Below are 16,383 nucleotides of genomic sequence, written 5' to 3'. Positions count from 1 at the left end.
GCAGTACCGCTCCGACATCCTCGACGGCTTCCTCTCCGGCACCGGCCTCTCCCTCGACCTCCCACCGCCATCACCTTGAAGCGCCGAGGTCAGTAGCCAGCGGCGGCCCGGAATCTCCGGGTCGCCGCTTCGCATGCCCGAACACGCCACCAGCTATGTCACCCGTTCCGAGGAGACCGAGATGCCCGACACCCCCAACCAGCTGCTCGCCGACGCCTACACCTGGTACTCGACCGGCCTGCGGGACCTGGTCCTGGAGCTGTTGGATGAGGCCAGCCCGGACACCGCCAGCGACACCGTCGACGACCTGTGCGGCGAGCTGTGGCTGCACGCGGCGGAACTCACCGCGACCCGCAGTCTCTCCTTCACCGAGGTCTTGGATCTCCTGGACAGGAACGCCGAGCTCCTGGTGAACCGCCTGCGCAACCAGTCGACGCCCATCCCCGCGGGTCGGCTCGGCACGGCCGCGGACCCGGCTGACGTCGCCGAGCTCGTCACCAACGCGATTGACGACACCGACTACCGGCCGGTCCCCCGCCCGCAGCGTCCCGCCACCTCGAGCATCGCTTTCGCGCACCTGACCGCGCTGCGTTCTGCCGCCTGACCAGCGGCGTGTCTTCTCCTGCGACGCTGCCCGTCGCCTCCGCCCCGGCCTGCCGGTGTGGGGACGGCGGGGGGACGGCAGGAGCTGCTCCCACCAACAGCGACGGCCCCGGGATTGCGCCCCGGGGCCGTCCACGTCGCCTGAATCGGAGGCAACGACCTTGCTGCACAACATCATTGCACGCCCCGCCCTCAACCTCGCCCCGGGGGACAGCGACCCGGACATGGACGAGGCGCTGCGGCGGGCCCGGGGAGGTGGCCGGTGATGGCCACCACCACCTTCGGCACCGGCACCGCGCCCGACCTCACCGCGCAGGAGCCGATCCTGCCCGCCCCGCGCCCCGGCCTGTACCTGGTTCACCGCCTCGGCGGGATCACCGCCCACCTGACGGCCGAACAGGACACCGTGCAGACCGTGCGGGCCCTGGCGCTGACCGTCCTGGTCGCCCACGGCGTCGACCTGGAGACCGCCGAGTCCGCGCAGCTGGTCCTGTCCGAACTGATCGGCAACGCGGTGCGCGCCTGCGGCGAGCACGTCCCGCTCGTCGTGGAGGTCCACCGCTCCCGAGGAGTGGACGCGGTCGTCACCGTCCACGATCCGCTCTTCGGCGTCGGCCCCCGCCGCACCGGCACCGCCTGCGACAGCGACGAGGCGGAGTCCGGCCGCGGCCTGGTCCTCCTCGACATCCTCGCCCCCGGCTGGACCGTCAAGTCCTCGCCGATCGGCAAGCAGATCCGCTGCCGCATCCCCGCGGCCGGCTGACCAATCCCACACCCACCGCCGCTCGCTGTGCCCGCCGGATTCCGGGCCCGGGGCGCAGCGGGCGCGGTGCTCCTCTGACTTCGGCTGGGAGGCCGTTCGTGAAGCAGCGTTCCCGAATTTCTACTGACGCCCGCCGCGCGTACTACTGCGCGGAGAGCACCCGCCGTTGGATCGCCCGGTGCATCGGCCCGCGCCGCGTCGGCGGCATCTACCGGGGCCCCTACGCCAGCGACACCCCCTACGAGGTCCTGGCGATCGACCCGGGCCCGCGCGAGGGCTGGCCGACCTGGCAGATCACCGTCCGCACCCTCGGCGAGGACCGGATCCGCCGGCACTGCACCGCCTGGGACCACGAGCGCGACGTCGTCATCAAGCAGCCCGAGGACGTGGACTTCGCCCAGGCCTGGGCGGCCTGGCAGCTGACCCACGACCCGGACCCGTGGACGCCGCGCGAGGCGGACAGCCCGGCCTGGCAGCACGTCCTGGACGAGATCGCCCACCCGGTGAGCACCGCCGCGTTCCAGCGGCTTGCCCACACCGCCCGGATCAGCTGACCGAGAGGAGCCCGCACCATGATCAAGATCATGCTGACGACCGCCGCCGAGACCGACTGGCGGATGCGCGCGGTGTGCCGCGACGAGGACCCGGAGCTGTTCTTCCCGATCGGCAACACCGGCCCGGCCCTGCTGCAGATCGAGGAAGCCAAGGCCGTGTGCCGCCGCTGCCCGGTCATGGAGCAGTGCCTCCGGTGGGCGCTGGAGACCGGCCAGGACGACGGCGTCTGGGGCGGCATGTCGGAGGACGAGCGCCGCGCGATGAAGCGCCGCGCCGCCCGCAACCGCGCCCGCACCGCCTGACCGAGCGCAGCGGTTGCTGCCGTTCGCCCCCGCCCCGGACCGCCGGCTGCGGGGGCGTTCGACGGTGCCCGACGCACCGCCCCCTATATAGAGAGGACTCCTGATGTCGCTTCCCACCTGGATGCTCACCCACACCGACACCTCGAAGCCGGTGCCACTGGCCGCGCTCGGCCAGCTCCTGGTCTGGCTGGACAGCACGGAGAACAGGGTGGACTGGAAGGCCGCCCGCCTGGCCCGCGAGATGGACCTGATCGAGGCCGAGCGCGCGCTGGACGAGGCGCAGTACGGACGGGAGAAGGCGCCCGCCGAGCGCGTCGTCCAGCTGCGCGAGCGCGTGGCCGACGCGCGCGGCCGCGCCGGCCTGGCCGCGCTGGTCGAAGAGCTCGCCGAGCGGACCCGGCTGCGGATCGCCGCGACCGCCAACCGCCCCGGCGCCGACGCCGACGACAGTGTGCTGCGGGCGCTGGCCGTCGACCTCAACCTCGGTATCCGCAACCTGATCGACGCCCTGGCCGACACCGAGCACGTCCACCACCCGGCCGAGGCCCACCGCAACGCGGCGGCGGCCCTGACCGACCTGACCTCTGCGCGCCGGGCGGTCGAGGCCACCGGCACGGCCCGCGACCTGCGTCGCTGGGCCGAGGCGGTGAAGCTCGCGCTCGACGTGACCAGGCTGACCGCCATCCCTGCCTGACCGATCCCCACCACGCGCAGTTGAGAGGAGCCCCTGTGGCGACCCGACGCACCCCGGCCCGACGCTCGGCGGGGACGAAGACCACCACGACGAAGACCACCGCCGCGCCGGAGGCTGTTCCGGCTCCCCGCGAGCCCGAGCTCGACCAGGCCGCCGCTTCCACAATTGTGGAAGCGGCCCAGGCGGAGGCCGAGCAACTGCGTGCCACCGCGCAGGCCGAGGCCGAGCAGCTGCTCGAGGCGGCCCGCCAGCAGGTGGCCGACGCCGAGCAGCACGCCGAGCAGACCCAGGCTCAGGCCGACGCCGTCCTGGCCGGCGCCGAGCAGCAGGCCGCCGAGCGCACCGCCGAGCTGGAGGAGCGGTTGCAGGCGGCCCGCGACGAACTCGCCGACGCGGTCAAGCAGCGCACCGCCACCGAGCAGTCCATCGCCCGGTTGCAGCGGCTGACGGAGCAGCAGCTCCAGGGCGCCGAGCAGACGGTGGCCCGGGCCCGAGCGATCGCCGAGGCCGACCTGGCCGCCGCCGAGCAGACGGTGGCCCACCGGCGCGAGGTCGCCGCCAAACTCCACCGCGAGGCGCAGGCCGAGGCCGACCGGATTGTGGCCGGCGGCCGCGAGCGTGCCCAGCAGCTCATCGCCGAGGCCGAGCTGGCCAAGAAGCAGGCCGAGGCGGAGGCCGCGGCGAGCACCGCGCACGCCGAGCAGCTGGTCGCCGACGCCAGGCAGCGCGCCGAGGACCTGATCGCCGCCGCCGAGCAGGACGCCACCGCCCGGCGCGAGTCGGCGGCGAAGGCTCGTGAGGAGGGCCAGGCCGACGCGGAGGCGCTGCGCGAGCAGGCCCGCGCGCAGGTCGAGGCCGCCGCGGAGGAGGCGGCGCAGCTCCTGGACGAGGCGCGGGAGCGGGCGGTGGGCATCGCGGCGCAGGCCGAGGTGGAGGCCGACCAGCGCCGCCAGGAGGCGGCCGACCTGCTGGCCGGCGCTGAGGCGCAGGCCACGGAGGCTGTCGCGGAGGTGCGGGCGATGGCGGAGGCGAAGGCCTCCGGCGAGATCGCCAAGGCGGAGAGCGAGGCCGCCCAGCTCCTAGTCGCCGCCAAGGACGAGGCCTTCCAGCTGGTGGCCGCCGCGGAGGGGCGGGCCCGCGGGCTCGACCTCGCCAGTGGCCGGCAGCAGGAGGCGGCCGAGCAGCGGCTGGCGGCGATCCGTCAGGAGGCCGAGCAGGCCGAGGCGCTGGTCGCCAAGACCCGGCGCCGGCAGAAGTTCGTCGACCTCTGGGGGCCGCGGGTCGCGCTGGGCGCGACGATCGTGCTGACCGCCAGCGGTGAGTTCGCTCTCGCTCGGCTGTCCGGATGGCCCGCGGGGATCGCCTGGGCGTTGCCCCTGTCGATCGACGTCTACGTCGTCCAGTCCTTCCGCCGCCACCGGGACGTGCTCGGGGCGATCGTGCTGATGGTCGCCGCCAACGCCGTCTACCACCTGGCCAACGCCGGCTTGTTCGGCGTCGACGTCCACGGCCATCCGAAGTGGTGGCTCATTGTGACCGTCGCGGCGATCGCGCCGTGGGTGATGTGGCGTCTGCACCACATCACCCAGGAGGACGGGGGCGGCCCCGACGAGACCGTTCCGGACGCCGGTGAGAGTGAGACCGCCACGGACGAGGGTGAGATCGACGGGCCGCTGTACGTCGGTCTCAGCGACGACCCCACCGCTCTCCCTGCTGGTCTCACGGCTGACGTGAACGGAGGGCGAGACCGGGTTGAGATCTGGCCTGGCCTTCGTGAGACCGACGGCGGTGAGACCGGGCCCGTGATGAGACTGGTTGAGACCGGCGGCGGCGAGTGTGAGACCCGCAGGTCAGACCGTGAGACCGATGCTGAGACCGGGCCGGGCGCCGCGCTGGTGAAGCGCACCGGTGAGACCCGGCGCCGCTCCTCCAGCCAGGACGCCGAGATCGAGGGCGAGATCACCGCGCTGCTCAGTCTCATGTACCGCCGGGGCGACAAGGACGCGGTCTCACTGGACGACGCGATGAAGGTCATCGGCAAGTCCCGGGCGACGGCCGGGCGGCGGCTTGAGACCGCCCGGAGCCGCTTCAAGCAGACCGGCTGAGACCGGGCCGGTCCCGCGCACCTGACGGTGCGACGGACGAGCGGCCCGGTCCCCCGCCGGATGGTCACTGAGAGCAACACATGTGGTCGGCCGCTCCGGTGGCCACCAGGGCGCGGGAATCGCCCTGGTGGCCGCCGAAGGTGCCGACGGCACCGAGCACCACCGTAGCGACCCGTGCATCCGGCCGGAGCCCGGGTCGACCAACTTCCCCTTCCTGGAGGACCCGCATGTCCCAGCACCACAAGAACGGGTGGACGTCGGAGCACCTGCTCCGCCCGCAGGGCACCAACCTGTACGCCGCCCAGCAGCGCGAGCGGCTGCGGCAGATGGCCAACGAGGTCCAGGCGCTGCTGCACGAGTACAAGTCGGCCCTGGAGGACATCCGATTCGAGGGCGACAAGCCCATGGAAGCGAAGGTCCGCGCATTCCGCGCGACCCGGCCGATGGCCGCCCTGGAAAAGCACCTGCGCGATGCGGTGAATGCGGCCGGAAAGATCGACGCCTCTTACAACCGCTTCTACGTGGAGCTCCCGGTCAAGCGCGAGGCCCGCGCGAAGGCGAAGGCCCTCCAGAAGGCCAACAAGGCCGGGGCCCAGAAGGCGCAGGGAATCCAGGCGGTGAACACGGCGGCGAGCCTGCACGGCATTTCCTCCGGGCTCGCCGAAAACGCGAACGGAAACGGCACCGGAACGCCCAATGACCAGCCCCCGGCGACATTCCTGGATTTCCTGAAGGAGGCGTGAAATGCCGCTCACACCGGGCCAGGCCGCCCACTGGAACGCGCGGGTCAGGTCGGCCGGAACGAATGCGGAACGGGCACCGGTCCTGTGGGACCTGGCCCGCGCGATGGCCGGCAAGGACGAGGCGGCGTGGGCGGACCTGGTGCGGCTCCTCACCGCATGGACGCAGGCCCGCGCCGGCTCCTGAGAGCCCGGGCGGCGGGGTGACTCTTCGCGCTCACCGAAACCGCCGCGATGCCGCGATCCGGGGTCTCCACGTGCGCGCACTGTGCGCGCACGCGAGAGACCCCGGATCGGTGACGGACAGTGACGAACGATTGGAGGCGGCCGGATGGCCGACGACACCACCGGGGGGACCGTGCACACCCTCCCCGGCCTGAGCCTGCCGGGGGTCGTGGGCGAGGACGGCCCGGGCGACGGGCTGCCCACCCTGGCCCCGCTGACCACCGAATTCGCGCCGCCCGCCTCTCTTTCCGTGGAGGAAGGCCCCGACCTTTCCGGCCGTGAGGAAGCCACCGCTAGCGGAATGGAGGCGGCGCCGGCCGCCGGAGCCGGTTCCTTCGCCGGGACCGCCGCGATGTCCACCGTGATGATGGCGGGAATCACGGTCGCCGCCCTGCGCGGCGCCTATCACGCCGTCGGCTACCTGAAAGCCCGCACGGAGCACTTCAAGGCCGTCCGGGACCAGCAGAGAACCGCCGCCGGAAAAGCGAACACGGAACTCGAAAAGGCCCGCGCGTCCACCCTGGCGGCGCAGCAGCGGGGCCGTTTCCAGTCCGGCCCGGAATTCGGCCGGACCACCCGCAATGGCGGCCCGAATTCCCCTCAGAATTCGGGCCGGACTAATGGTCCGGTACCTTCCACGTTCCGCTCCACCGCGCCCACCGGGCCGACCGGGCCGCAGCCGAAGAAGCCCGATACGGGCCATGGAGGCGGGCAGGGCGGCGGCTCGGGGCCTACGGGCAGCATCGGGCCCGGGCGGGTCCAGGAGGCCCGCAGGGGCGCCCTGGAGGCCTCCGGCCGAAATAGTCGTCTGGAGCGCAATTCCGGGCCCCAAAACGGGCCCCAAAACGGGCCTCGGAACGGTCCCTTGAACTCCCGTCAGGACCGCCCGGGCCGCCAGCTCGCCGGGCCGGACACGATCCGCGGAGCGACCCGCCAGCGCGCCGCCGACCGGATCCTGAACGGCCCGAAGGACCGGCAGCCCGGCCCCGACCGGAGCAAGCCGGACCGGCAGACCAAAGCCGACCGGCAGACGCGGCCCGAGCGGCAACCAGCCGGGCCGGACACCGTGCGCGGCGCCGCGCGGCGCCGGGTCGCCGACCGGATCACCACCGGCAGCTGGAAACCGACCGGCGCCCACACCGGCGGCGGCGCCACCCCGGACACCATCCGCGGCGCGCTGCGCAAGCGGGCGGTCGACCGGATCCTGAACGGCAAGAAGCCCAAGGAAGCGAAGGACGGAACGACGGCCCCCGCGCAGCCGGCCGCGCCGAGCACCGAGCTGGCCGTACGCCCCGGGACGCCCGGCACCGGAAGCGGCTCGGCGGGCGCGACCGGGACGGCGTCGGCGGCCGGCGCTCGAAAGGGTCGCCGCTTCCGGCGGCTGTTCACCCCGGGCGGGGCGCCCGGATCGCGGCCCTGGCGGCTGCGCAGGCCCGGCACCACCGCCCCCGGCAGCCCGGAAGACCTCCGGGCCCGAAAGCGCCAGGAGCAGCAGGAACGCAAGGCCCGCCAGCGCACGGAGCGCCAGGAGCGCAAGGCGCGGCAGGCACGCGAGCGGGCCCAGCGGGCGAACGCCCGCCGCTCGCAGCAGGCCAGCAGCACCGGCACCGGCCCCACGGGCCAGGCCGCCGGGACGGGCACGGACGGGTTCGGTCCGCCGCCCGGCTGGATGCACAGCACGGAGCACAAGGTGCGCCGCTACGACCGGCCCGACCCCGACAAGGCCGCCCCGGCGATCGGCCGGGGCCAGGCCGCGTTGCCGCGCGCCCCGTACGACGGTCCGCACGTGCGGCCCGGAACCACCCGCCCGACCCCGATGCCGCTGGCATCACCCGTTGGAGGACGACACGTGACCATCCCCGTGCCCAGAACGGGCTCCGGCACCCAGTACGCCGGTGACTCGGACCTGACGATCCACGACGTCATCGAGGCGGATGCCGACATGGCGGAGGAGATTCTGCAGGGCGCCGACGACGCGCGCCTGGCGGCGGGGGGCTGCGAGAAGCTGCTCGGCCGCCTGGAGGCACTGCACGCCAAGGTCGTCGACCTGAAGGTCCCGGGCGTCCTGGAATCCATGGTCGCCTCCCTGATCGAGAAGACCGAGGAGGTCAAGGCGACGGCCGACGCGGTCGCCGAGGCGATCCCGGCCGCCGCGGAGGCCATCGCGGCGGCCGGCACGAACGCGGCCCGCCGTGACAAGCCGGTCGCCGACATCACGCGCGACATGGGCCACGCCGCCCCCGCCGAGCGCGACTACCACGAGAAGTAGGAAGGGAGAGCCGATGTCCGACACCGACCTCGCGCCGGTCGCAAGCCACGCCCCGGCCGCCGTCCACCAGGCCCCCACCGACCGGCCCGCCGGCGGCGGCGCCGATCTGGAGATCTCCACCGGCGGGGTGCTCGCCGCCGCCGGCGAGGTGATCCGCGACGCCGTCAGCTACGGCATCGTCGTCGGCCAGCTCGCCATCGCCGCGGTGCGCCTGGCCTACCTGTCCGAGCAGGTCACCGGCACCTACGAGTACGTCGAGGGCTGCGCCAAGTCGGTGCAGCGCCTCGCGGACCAGGCCGCCGGGATGAACGTCGACCGGGACACCGTCGCCGAGCACCGCGACGCCGCCGCGGTGATGCTCTCCGTCCTGGAGGAGGCCGAGGCCATGGCCGCCGCCACCGCCGAGCTCTCCACCCTGTTCCAGGCCACCGCCGACGCGCACGAGTCCGACTACGGGCCGGTCGACGACGTGATCGCCGCCAAGGAGGGCGAGCTGGCCGACCGCGAGTTCTACGCCAACCGCTGACCCCACGGGGGCGGCCGGTGCCGCCCCGACGGGTCGGCGCCCGGCCGCCCCTTCGCACACCCCCGCCCCGCCGCTTCCCCGGCGGCACCCGCGAAGGAGAGCCTTCCGATGATGTCCCTCGGCCCGCTGCGCGGGCGCATCGCCGTCGCCCGCGGCTACGCCGGCCGCACCGCCACCCTCGCCACCACGGCGGGACTGGCGGCCGGCGCGCTCACCACCGACCCCCTGCCCTTCGCCATCACACTCAGCGGCGCCGGGGCCGCCAGCGCCTGGGGGCTGATCTGGTCGGCGACCCTCCCGAGCGGCCGCATCCGCGACGCCGCCACCGCGCTCTACCTCGTCTCCCCCGTCAGCGCGGCCGGACTGCTCGTCACCGAGCGCCTGGTCCACGGCCTGCACTGGTGGGAGCTCGCGCTGGACGCCGCATGGGCGGTCGTGACCTGGAAGGTCCGCCCGGCCCGCATGGCCCGCGTCCTCGCGGGCCGCGAGCGCTCCCTCACCCCCGAGGCTGTCCAACAGGTCCAGGAGCAGCAGGCCGCCGCCCTGGTCCCGGCTGGCTCCACCCACCCGATGTCGATCTGGTGGGCGCAGCGGGTCGCCGTCGAGGGCGGTGTCGCCCCCGGCACCGTCCTGACCGACGTCGAGCGCACCGGCGAGAAGGGGGTGACCGCCTTGATCCGCGCCGCCGTGCCCGGCACGCCGGTGCCCACGATCTCCATCACCGCCCTGTCCGCGCTTCTGGACTGGGACGAGGAGGAGATCAGCGTCGAGAAGGTGCCGGGCCGCGGCGCCGGGGTGCGGCGCCTGTCGGTGGGCACCGCCGACCAGGCCGCCCTCGACCCGTACGCGCACTGGGTGAAGAACATCGCCCCCAAGGGCATGCCCGGCACGGTCATCACGGGCGTTCGCATCATCGACACCGACACGAAGGAATTGCACTGACATGGGGCTCATCTACGAGCTGACCGTCCAGGCCCCGCCCGGCGACGTCATCGGCTACGACATGGCCCGCCTCGCCGACGCGATGAACATCAAGGACCCCGCCCGCCTCGCCGTCGAGACCCACGGCAGCCGCGGCCTGGTCACCATCTACCCCGAAGACCCCCTCGCCGACGTGATCCTGCCCGACCCCGAGTGCCTGGTCATCGACGCCGCCGGCCGGATCTGGGTCGGCCTGCACCACAACGGACGCCGCACCCGGTTGCGCCTGTACGACCCGAAGGCCGGCTCGGCGCAGCGCATGCTGCTGTTCGGGACCACCGGCGCCGGGAAGTCCACCGGCGGGCAGATCATCCTCGCCGCGATGAAGCGCTCCGGCATCGGCGTGTTCTACGCCGACCTCAAGGGCGGCCAGTCCGCCCCCGAGGCGCGCGGCAACTGCGACTGGTGCGTCTACACGCAGGAAGGCGCCATCGCGCAGCTGCGGACCTTCTGGAACGTCATGAAGGCCCGCGAAATCCGGTACGCCGCCGCGGGGCGCTCGAAGTTCCTGATGAACCGCCCGGACCCGCTGATGTACATGGTGGTGGACGAGGCGAACCGGCTGCTGGAGAAGGGGGCGCCCTACCGGGACGAGGCGACGTTCTACATCAAGGACATCGGCCGGACCGGCCGCTCGCTCGGGATGGGCATCGCGCTGTTCGCGCAGGCCGGCCACCTCGAGGAGCTCGGCGGCTCCGACACCCTGCGCTCCATGCTCAAGGAGGGCGAGGTGATCCTGCTGCGCTGGACCTCCAACCTCATGCGGCAGTTGGTCTCCGACGGCCTGCTCCCGGCCGGGCAGAAGCTCGCCGCGATCCCGAAGTACGCGGGCGCCGTCGAGCTCGTGTCGCAGTTCGACGACACGGAGGCGGACGAGGACCGGCCCGGTACCCAGGGCAGCGGCTACCACCTCTCGGGCCTGCACCCCACCGCCCGCATGCGGTTCTTCAAGGTCGGCTCCGAAGTGCCGACCGAGGGCCTGGACCCCGAGATGCTCGCCCTGTACGGCGACGGCCCGCACGCCACGCTGGAGAAGGAGTCCTGGGAGCCTGCGGGCGAGGCCTACGTCGGGAAACTCGACGGCATGGAGGCCTACCAGGCCGCGTGCCCGGAGAAGTTCGAGGAACCCGAAGCCGGCGGCGCGGGCGGCCGGGGCCGCGGGAGTGGCGGAGGGAACCGGGGCGGGGGCGGTCGGGGTGCGCGCAGCGCGCCGGTCCCCGTCATCCCCGTCTCCGCTCCCGAGCCGCGGACCGCCTCCCGGCTCAACCTCACCGACCGCGTGCTGGCGGTGCTGGAGAGCACCGACGGCGAGGACCTGGACGACCTGGAGATCCTCGCCGCCGTCAACGCCGACGGCGGCCGCAAGGTCAGCCTCGGCGGCGTCCGCAACGCACTCACCGGCCTGCGCGGCTGATCAGCGGTCAGTCGTCGTCGCAGAAGTTCTCCGCGTCGCAGTTCCAGCAGAACCAGGACTCGGGGACCTCAACGACGTTGCAGCAGTCGCAGCCCTCGCCGTGTACCCGGTTGTCCGCATCGCAGTTCCAGCAGGCGTAGTGCACGTGCGCCACCACAACCCCCTCGTCTCCCAGCCCCGCACCCCAGTGGTGCGGGGCGCAGCCCGAACCTGACGTACCACCAGGCCCGGCCAGCAAACACCCGCCCCGGCCGCCTGTCCGCCCAACCCGCCAACCACCCCCGCCAGGAGTACCCGTGGCCGTCACCGTCTCCCTCGCCGTCCTCTTCGGCGTCATCACCGTCGTCCTCTACCGGGGCCGCGCGGTCGGCTTCTGGCCCGGCCTGGCCCTCGTGCTGTTCGGCTTCACCCTCTCCTCCACCGGCGCCGGCCCCGCCATCAACCAGTTGCTCACCAACCTGGTCACCGCGCTCAGCAACGCCGCCTCCTGACCAGCCCCCACTCCGACCAGCCCACCGCGCCCGGAAGGACACCCGCCCGTGAACACCCACCGCGTCACCGCCACCCCGCTCGGCTCCGACCAGGTCAGCCCGGTCGACCTGCTCCTCGCCGAGGCCTCCCTCGACCCGCGCGTGCAGCCCCGGCCCTTCAAGGGCACCTTCGAGGACGCCTTCACCGCGCTTGCCGCCCATCGGGCGGCGATGGAGCTGCGCTTCCGCAGGGAGCTGCCCGCCGCGCCCCGGCACCCCGAGCTGCCGCCCGGCCCGCCCCGCCAGGTCGTCTTCGTCGTCGACGAGGCCGCGTACCTGGCCGGGCAGTCCCGCACCGGCAAGCAGTCCCCCGAGGCGGCCCGCCTGATCCGCGAGATCAGCGCGCTCGGCCGCTCCACCCGCCTCCCCAACTGACCACCGCCGCCACCCCGACCGAACCGTGCCCGCCGCCCCACCCCGGAGCGGCGGGCACGACCGTCTCCCGAAGGGACACCACGCCATGACCTCCGCCCACGCCGCCGAGCGCTACGCCGAACTGACCCGCGACCACGAGGAGCGGGCCCAGCTCGCCGACCCGGCGACCCGCCCGCCGGCCGACCAGCTCCTCGACCCCGCCACCGGCACCATCGCCATCGGCCGCTACGCCGACGGCACCCAGGCCCGGGCGTCGCTGTGGAACACCGACGGCGCCGCGCACTGCCAGATCGCCGCCGAGACCGGCGCCGGCTCCAGCACGCTGATCGACCACCTCCTGGCCGCCGAGCACGCCAGCGACCTCACCCAGTCCTGGGCCGCCTCCCGCTACGGCATCCGCCCCGGCCTGGCCGACCGCACCACCACCACCCGCGGCGAGACCGTCGACCTGCTGCGCGACGCGGTCGCCCTGATGCACGAGCGCCTCGCGGCCGGCGCCGACACCGCCGGCCCGTACGCGCCGACCCCCGAGCGCCCGCTGATCTCCATCACCCTCGGCCACGGGTCGTACTCATCCGCCAGCTGTATGGAGGCCGCGTACCTCGCGAACGAGATCGCCACCACCGGCCGCCTGGCCGGGATCGCCCTGCGGGCCGAGGGCAAGGGCGCACTGCCGAGCTCGATCCCCCTGCCGCTGCGCCTCTCCCACGCCCAGGTGATCGTCCTCGGCTTCCGGTCCATGCCGGGCCGGGGCCTGATCGCCGAGAACCGCATCGTCTCCGGCCGCACCTTCCGCACCTGGGCCCCCACCGAGCAGTAACCGCCCGCTCCCGGCCTCTCCGGGGGCCGCCGGACCCGCCCCGCCACCCGGCGGCTGGGCCCGGCGACCCCAGAAGGCGCCCGGCGCCCCCGACCCGAGCAAGCCCCTCCCGCCACCCTTTGGAGCACCCCGTGGACAGCATCTACACCGGCACCCCCGCCGCCGCCGACACGGCGGTCGACCTCAACGCCTACCTCCTCCAGGACGGCTTCGTCCCGGCCTCCCTCGACGGCCAGATCGTCGCCGTCCCGCTCCAGCCCTCCCCCACCACCCCGGCTCTCATCCCCGCCCTGGTCGACGGCAAGGTCATCGCCGTCCCCGTGCACAACCCGCTCGCCACCGCCGCCGCCGCGCAGCAGCAGCCCGCCCCGGCCGCCCCGGCGCAGCCCGCCGCCGAGCAGGGCCTGCCGCTGGCCCTCCGTCAGGGCATCCTCTACGGCTGCGCCGGAGCGCTCGCCGTCGGCGGCCTGACCTGGATGGTCGGCGCCGGGGTCGGCGAGGTCGCCCCGTATGCGGACCAGATCGGCAAGGTGCTGATGTGGGCGGCCGCCACCGTGGCCGCCGTGGTGATCGGCGTCGCCGCGCTGCTCGGCAAGCTCCGCTCCGTGGCCTCCAGCGCTGGCGCCGGGGCGTCCGCGACCGCCAGCGGCGACGGCGCCAGCGCGACCGGCACCGTCCTGGCGCTGGTCCACCGCAACCACACCACCACCATCGGCAAGCAGTCCGCCGGCTGGCGCGGGGTCATCAACAACCACAACGGCTGAACCGGCCAGGCCGCCCGACCGCACTGCGCGGCCAAACCGGCCACCTTTCGTACCCAGGCACCCCGGGTCGGCCGCACGACGCGGCCGGCCTTTCACCGATCACCAGACCAGAACAGGAAGACGCCGTGAACCAGCCCAACTCCCCGTTCGGCCAGCACCAGCCCGGCACCTCCTCCGACGAGCAGCACCCCGGCACGCTGCGCGAGGCCGCAGCCCGGCGACTGCGCCGCCTCACCGCCCCCGGCGGCTGGCTCGACCAGCGCCGCCGCGAGCTGACCGCCGCGATCAACGACTGGGACAGCGCCGAACGCTGGGTCCGCGTCCTCGCCTACACCGTGGCCCTCGCCGCCGCGGCCCTGGTCCTCGGCACCGCCGGCGGCATCCTCCTCCAGGCCGCGGCCGCCCTCATCGGCGCCGTCCACCTGCCCGAGCACATCCCCGGCACCGGCGACGGCCTGGCCGCCACCATCACCCACCCCGTCCACGCCTACCTCGCGGCCCACACGCCCGCACCGCTCACCGCAGCCACCGCGTACGGCGCGTGGAAGACCTTCGGCCTTGCCGCCGGGGCCCTCGCCTGCTTCTCTCAGGCCGCGACCTGGCGCCTGGCCTGGACGAGTTGGTCCGTCGCCACCGTCGCCATGGTCTGGAGCGGCACGGACCCCGCAGGCCGCCCGGTAGCCGTCGGCATCACCACGGCCGCCCTCGCCGCCGCCTCCGCCCTCGCCCTGCGCGGCATCTCCTTCACCCTGCGCCCGCTGGTGATCAACAGGACCGAAGTCCAGCCGCAGATCACCGTCCAGGCACCCGCGCCCCAGCCCTCCCCCGGACCGGTCCGGCTCACGTCACTGCCGAATCCGTCCGGCCCGTTCGACCAGCGCCACTGACCCGGCCCCCGGGGTGGCGGCCCACCGGCCGCCACCCCCACCACCTGCCCCCGCACCGCCGACAGGAAGGCACCACCACCGATGAGCTGGGCGATATCCCGCGAGGTCCGCATCGCAGCGCTCTACGAACGGCTCCACCACCGCTCCGGGATCCTGGCCGGCCTTACCCCCGGCAGCCCCTCCCACGCCGGAATCCAGGCCGAATGCGACGCCATCCACGCCGAGATCAGGCGCCTGGAAGCCGCCGTCGGCATCTCCCCCAAGGCCGTCCTGGTCACCATCGGCCTCATCCTGCTGATCGCCTGGAGCCTGCTCCACCACTGACGACCGGGCCGTGACGCTGCCCACCACTGCGCCCCATTCCCGTGCCGACCAGGCCCGGCGAGCGGGGCGCAGTGGTGCGCGGCGCGGCCGCCCGGCCGACACCCATCCACAGGGGAGCGACCCCATGCCCAAGACCGCCACCGCCACGCCGACCTTCGCCAGCCTGGCTCAGCGCCACGGCCGCCACCTCGCCTACATCGCCCGCCAGGACAGCAACCCCACCGTTCCCGCCGGCCCGACCGGCATCGACGCCACCACGCTGATCGAGCTCGTGAACGACGCCGCCTCGTTCCTCGACCGGGCCCGCCACGACCAGGACGCCGAGACGCTCGAATCCGCCGCCAGGCTGCTCACCGAGGCCCACCACGCCAACGACGTCGACCAGCCCGCCCTGCTGCGCCGTGCCGCGCGCCACCTGCGCGACAGCTACGACATGGCCTGCGAGCTCGCCGACGAACTCGGCGACGACCACGACTTCTGACCAGCCGCCCCGGCCGGGACCGCCCGCGCGGTCCCGGCCGCTCCCCTGCCCCGACCAGCTCACCGAGAGGCAACCGTGCCCGACTTCGACGTCAAGGTGATCAACACCGACGACTACCCGCTGATCATCACCGTCGACAAGAACAGCGTCGCCGACGTCCACGGCAGGATCCCGGCCGCCACCGTGGTCGGCATCCTGCGCCACCTCGCCGACCACTTCGAGCAGCAGGCCACCACTGACTGACCGGGAGACCAGCAGTGCGCGCGATCGACCTCGACCCGACCGGCGAGCACCACGGCATCCCGACCTTCCCCTGGAAGTTCGGCCCCGAGAAAGAACGGATGGCCACCCGCCGCCAGCTGCGCGCGATGGGCCTGCGCCCCGGCGGCCAGCCGGTCGCCGCCCAGGTCGTGTGCCGAGGCGGAACCCGGGTCGGCCATCTCTACCCGGTCGCTGGCGCCAAGCCGGTGCGCTCGGTGACGCCCGCGATGCGGGCAGCGCTCGACAAGGCCATGAAGGCCCGGATGACGTGCCCGGTCTGCCGCGTCACCTACGACTTCTGCCTGCCGCTGAAGTCGCTCGGTTCCTGCCTGCCTTGCAGCGAACTGTCCGACGAGGAGCGCGAGCAACTCGCCGCCCTCGCCGCCTAATCACGCCGAGCCCTGGTCCACGAGAGACACCACCCCGCACACCCATCGGAGGACCGATGACCACCAGCCCCGACCGCGCCGCCCCGCAGTACCGGGCGGACCTGTCCGACCTCGAGCCCCTCGCCGCCCGATGGGCCGCCAGGCGCGACGGCCGCCCCATGCCGCCCCTGGACCAGGCCACCCGCCAGAGCCTCATCCGCACCCTCACCGAAGCCGCGGCCCGGGGAGCCGCCCTCAACCCCCAGGCCGCGCAGGCCGCCCAGGCCCGTGCCGACGAGCTGCGCGCCGGACTCGACTGACCGCCGTCCCGGGCCCTGACGCTGCCCACCACCGCGCCCCGTCCCCGTGCCCACCAGGCCCGGCGGCGGGGCGCCG

General features: G+C 73.9%; 23 protein-coding genes. 22 read left to right on the top strand and 1 reads right to left on the bottom strand.

Annotated features, from left to right (window positions below):
* The first annotated feature begins 181 nt into the window (after positions 1-181).
* From ACIG5E_RS33900 to ACIG5E_RS33845, 12 genes are all read left to right on the top strand, one after another.
* A complete protein-coding gene (locus ACIG5E_RS33900; RefSeq protein ID WP_396540131.1) occupies positions 182-604 on the top strand; it encodes a hypothetical protein in 423 nt (140 codons plus the stop codon).
* A 264-nt stretch (positions 605-868) separates the two neighbouring features.
* Positions 869-1,366 (top strand): ATP-binding protein, encoded by a 498-nt coding sequence (locus ACIG5E_RS33895; RefSeq protein WP_396540129.1) that lies wholly within the window; start codon positions 869-871, stop codon positions 1,364-1,366.
* A gap of 98 nt (positions 1,367-1,464) precedes the next feature.
* Positions 1,465-1,920 (top strand): hypothetical protein, encoded by a 456-nt coding sequence (locus ACIG5E_RS33890; RefSeq protein WP_396540127.1) that lies wholly within the window; start codon positions 1,465-1,467, stop codon positions 1,918-1,920.
* Between the two features lie 30 nt (positions 1,921-1,950).
* The gene (locus ACIG5E_RS33885) at positions 1,951-2,223 is read left to right on the top strand and encodes a WhiB family transcriptional regulator (protein ID WP_396540135.1); all 273 of its coding nucleotides are present in this window, start codon (positions 1,951-1,953) and stop codon (positions 2,221-2,223) included.
* 103 nt (positions 2,224-2,326) lie between these two features.
* Complete coding sequence (locus ACIG5E_RS33880) at positions 2,327-2,917, top strand: hypothetical protein (protein ID WP_396540125.1); 591 nt, start codon at positions 2,327-2,329, stop codon at positions 2,915-2,917.
* A 35-nt stretch (positions 2,918-2,952) separates the two neighbouring features.
* Entirely contained in the window at positions 2,953-5,022 is a 2,070-nt protein-coding gene (locus ACIG5E_RS33875) for a hypothetical protein (protein WP_396540123.1), read from the top strand.
* A 227-nt stretch (positions 5,023-5,249) separates the two neighbouring features.
* A complete protein-coding gene (locus ACIG5E_RS33870; RefSeq protein WP_396540121.1) occupies positions 5,250-5,765 on the top strand; it encodes a hypothetical protein in 516 nt (171 codons plus the stop codon).
* A gap of 1 nt (position 5,766) precedes the next feature.
* Entirely contained in the window at positions 5,767-5,949 is a 183-nt protein-coding gene (locus tag ACIG5E_RS33865) for a hypothetical protein (RefSeq protein ID WP_396540119.1), read from the top strand.
* 144 nt (positions 5,950-6,093) lie between these two features.
* Complete coding sequence (locus tag ACIG5E_RS33860; RefSeq protein ID WP_396540117.1) at positions 6,094-8,256, top strand: hypothetical protein; 2,163 nt, start codon at positions 6,094-6,096, stop codon at positions 8,254-8,256.
* Positions 8,257-8,269: 13 nt separating this feature from the next.
* Complete coding sequence (locus ACIG5E_RS33855; protein ID WP_396540115.1) at positions 8,270-8,782, top strand: hypothetical protein; 513 nt, start codon at positions 8,270-8,272, stop codon at positions 8,780-8,782.
* 108 nt (positions 8,783-8,890) lie between these two features.
* A complete protein-coding gene (locus tag ACIG5E_RS33850) occupies positions 8,891-9,724 on the top strand; it encodes a hypothetical protein (protein ID WP_396540113.1) in 834 nt (277 codons plus the stop codon).
* 1 nt (position 9,725) lies between these two features.
* Positions 9,726-11,177, top strand: coding sequence for a transfer protein (locus ACIG5E_RS33845; protein WP_396540111.1), 1,452 nt, complete (start codon positions 9,726-9,728; stop codon positions 11,175-11,177).
* A gap of 7 nt (positions 11,178-11,184) precedes the next feature.
* On the opposite strand, the gene ACIG5E_RS33840 is transcribed toward ACIG5E_RS33845, so the two are convergent.
* On the bottom strand, positions 11,185-11,331 hold the full coding sequence (locus ACIG5E_RS33840; protein WP_318277776.1) for a hypothetical protein: 147 nt from the start codon (positions 11,329-11,331) through the stop codon (positions 11,185-11,187).
* Between the two features lie 142 nt (positions 11,332-11,473).
* On the opposite strand from ACIG5E_RS33840, the gene ACIG5E_RS33835 reads away from it, so the two are divergent.
* From ACIG5E_RS33835 to ACIG5E_RS33790, 10 genes are all read left to right on the top strand, one after another.
* Positions 11,474-11,668 (top strand): hypothetical protein, encoded by a 195-nt coding sequence (locus tag ACIG5E_RS33835; RefSeq protein WP_396540109.1) that lies wholly within the window; start codon positions 11,474-11,476, stop codon positions 11,666-11,668.
* 48 nt (positions 11,669-11,716) lie between these two features.
* Positions 11,717-12,082, top strand: coding sequence for a hypothetical protein (locus ACIG5E_RS33830; RefSeq protein WP_396540107.1), 366 nt, complete (start codon positions 11,717-11,719; stop codon positions 12,080-12,082).
* An 85-nt stretch (positions 12,083-12,167) separates the two neighbouring features.
* Entirely contained in the window at positions 12,168-12,902 is a 735-nt protein-coding gene (locus ACIG5E_RS33825) for a hypothetical protein (RefSeq protein WP_396540105.1), read from the top strand.
* Between the two features lie 131 nt (positions 12,903-13,033).
* Positions 13,034-13,666 (top strand): hypothetical protein, encoded by a 633-nt coding sequence (locus tag ACIG5E_RS33820; RefSeq protein ID WP_396540103.1) that lies wholly within the window; start codon positions 13,034-13,036, stop codon positions 13,664-13,666.
* 125 nt (positions 13,667-13,791) lie between these two features.
* Positions 13,792-14,553 carry a hypothetical protein gene (locus tag ACIG5E_RS33815; RefSeq protein ID WP_396540101.1) on the top strand — a complete coding sequence of 254 codons (762 nt, stop codon included), beginning with the start codon at positions 13,792-13,794 and terminating at the stop codon, positions 14,551-14,553.
* Between the two features lie 81 nt (positions 14,554-14,634).
* On the top strand, positions 14,635-14,877 hold the full coding sequence (locus ACIG5E_RS33810; protein WP_396540099.1) for a hypothetical protein: 243 nt from the start codon (positions 14,635-14,637) through the stop codon (positions 14,875-14,877).
* Between the two features lie 124 nt (positions 14,878-15,001).
* Positions 15,002-15,358, top strand: coding sequence for a hypothetical protein (locus ACIG5E_RS33805; protein ID WP_396540097.1), 357 nt, complete (start codon positions 15,002-15,004; stop codon positions 15,356-15,358).
* Between the two features lie 75 nt (positions 15,359-15,433).
* Positions 15,434-15,601 carry a hypothetical protein gene (locus ACIG5E_RS33800; protein WP_157881888.1) on the top strand — a complete coding sequence of 56 codons (168 nt, stop codon included), beginning with the start codon at positions 15,434-15,436 and terminating at the stop codon, positions 15,599-15,601.
* Between the two features lie 14 nt (positions 15,602-15,615).
* Positions 15,616-16,008: an RRQRL motif-containing zinc-binding protein gene (locus ACIG5E_RS33795; RefSeq protein WP_396540095.1), complete on the top strand. Its 393-nt coding sequence runs from the start codon at positions 15,616-15,618 to the stop codon at positions 16,006-16,008.
* A gap of 56 nt (positions 16,009-16,064) precedes the next feature.
* Positions 16,065-16,307 carry a hypothetical protein gene (locus ACIG5E_RS33790; protein WP_396540093.1) on the top strand — a complete coding sequence of 81 codons (243 nt, stop codon included), beginning with the start codon at positions 16,065-16,067 and terminating at the stop codon, positions 16,305-16,307.
* Positions 16,308-16,383 lie beyond the last annotated feature (76 nt).

It is taken from the genome of Kitasatospora sp. NPDC053057 (assembly GCF_044546945.1).
Lineage (GTDB): Bacteria > Actinomycetota > Actinomycetes > Streptomycetales > Streptomycetaceae > Kitasatospora.
Note: the sequence above shows the minus strand (reverse complement) of the source record. Positions and strands in the feature narration are given on the sequence as shown.

Bases quoted from the DNA above. Each gene is read 5' to 3' on its own strand.
- ACIG5E_RS33810 (WP_396540099.1), top strand. From the start codon at position 14,635: ATGAGCTGGGCGATATCCCGCGAGGTCCGCATCGCAGCGCTCTACGAA.
- ACIG5E_RS33790 (WP_396540093.1), top strand. From the start codon at position 16,065: ATGACCACCAGCCCCGACCGCGCCGCCCCGCAGTACCGGGCGGACCTG.
- ACIG5E_RS33855 (WP_396540115.1), top strand. From the start codon at position 8,270: ATGTCCGACACCGACCTCGCGCCGGTCGCAAGCCACGCCCCGGCCGCC.
- ACIG5E_RS33885 (WP_396540135.1), top strand. From the start codon at position 1,951: ATGCTGACGACCGCCGCCGAGACCGACTGGCGGATGCGCGCGGTGTGC.
- ACIG5E_RS33870 (WP_396540121.1), top strand. From the start codon at position 5,250: ATGTCCCAGCACCACAAGAACGGGTGGACGTCGGAGCACCTGCTCCGC.
- ACIG5E_RS33860 (WP_396540117.1), top strand. From the start codon at position 6,094: ATGGCCGACGACACCACCGGGGGGACCGTGCACACCCTCCCCGGCCTG.
- ACIG5E_RS33900 (WP_396540131.1), top strand. From the start codon at position 182: ATGCCCGACACCCCCAACCAGCTGCTCGCCGACGCCTACACCTGGTAC.
- ACIG5E_RS33845 (WP_396540111.1), top strand. From the start codon at position 9,726: ATGGGGCTCATCTACGAGCTGACCGTCCAGGCCCCGCCCGGCGACGTC.
- ACIG5E_RS33805 (WP_396540097.1), top strand. From the start codon at position 15,002: ATGCCCAAGACCGCCACCGCCACGCCGACCTTCGCCAGCCTGGCTCAG.
- ACIG5E_RS33880 (WP_396540125.1), top strand. From the start codon at position 2,327: ATGTCGCTTCCCACCTGGATGCTCACCCACACCGACACCTCGAAGCCG.
- ACIG5E_RS33895 (WP_396540129.1), top strand. From the start codon at position 869: ATGGCCACCACCACCTTCGGCACCGGCACCGCGCCCGACCTCACCGCG.
- ACIG5E_RS33865 (WP_396540119.1), top strand. From the start codon at position 5,767: ATGCCGCTCACACCGGGCCAGGCCGCCCACTGGAACGCGCGGGTCAGG.
- ACIG5E_RS33850 (WP_396540113.1), top strand. From the start codon at position 8,891: ATGATGTCCCTCGGCCCGCTGCGCGGGCGCATCGCCGTCGCCCGCGGC.
- ACIG5E_RS33825 (WP_396540105.1), top strand. From the start codon at position 12,168: ATGACCTCCGCCCACGCCGCCGAGCGCTACGCCGAACTGACCCGCGAC.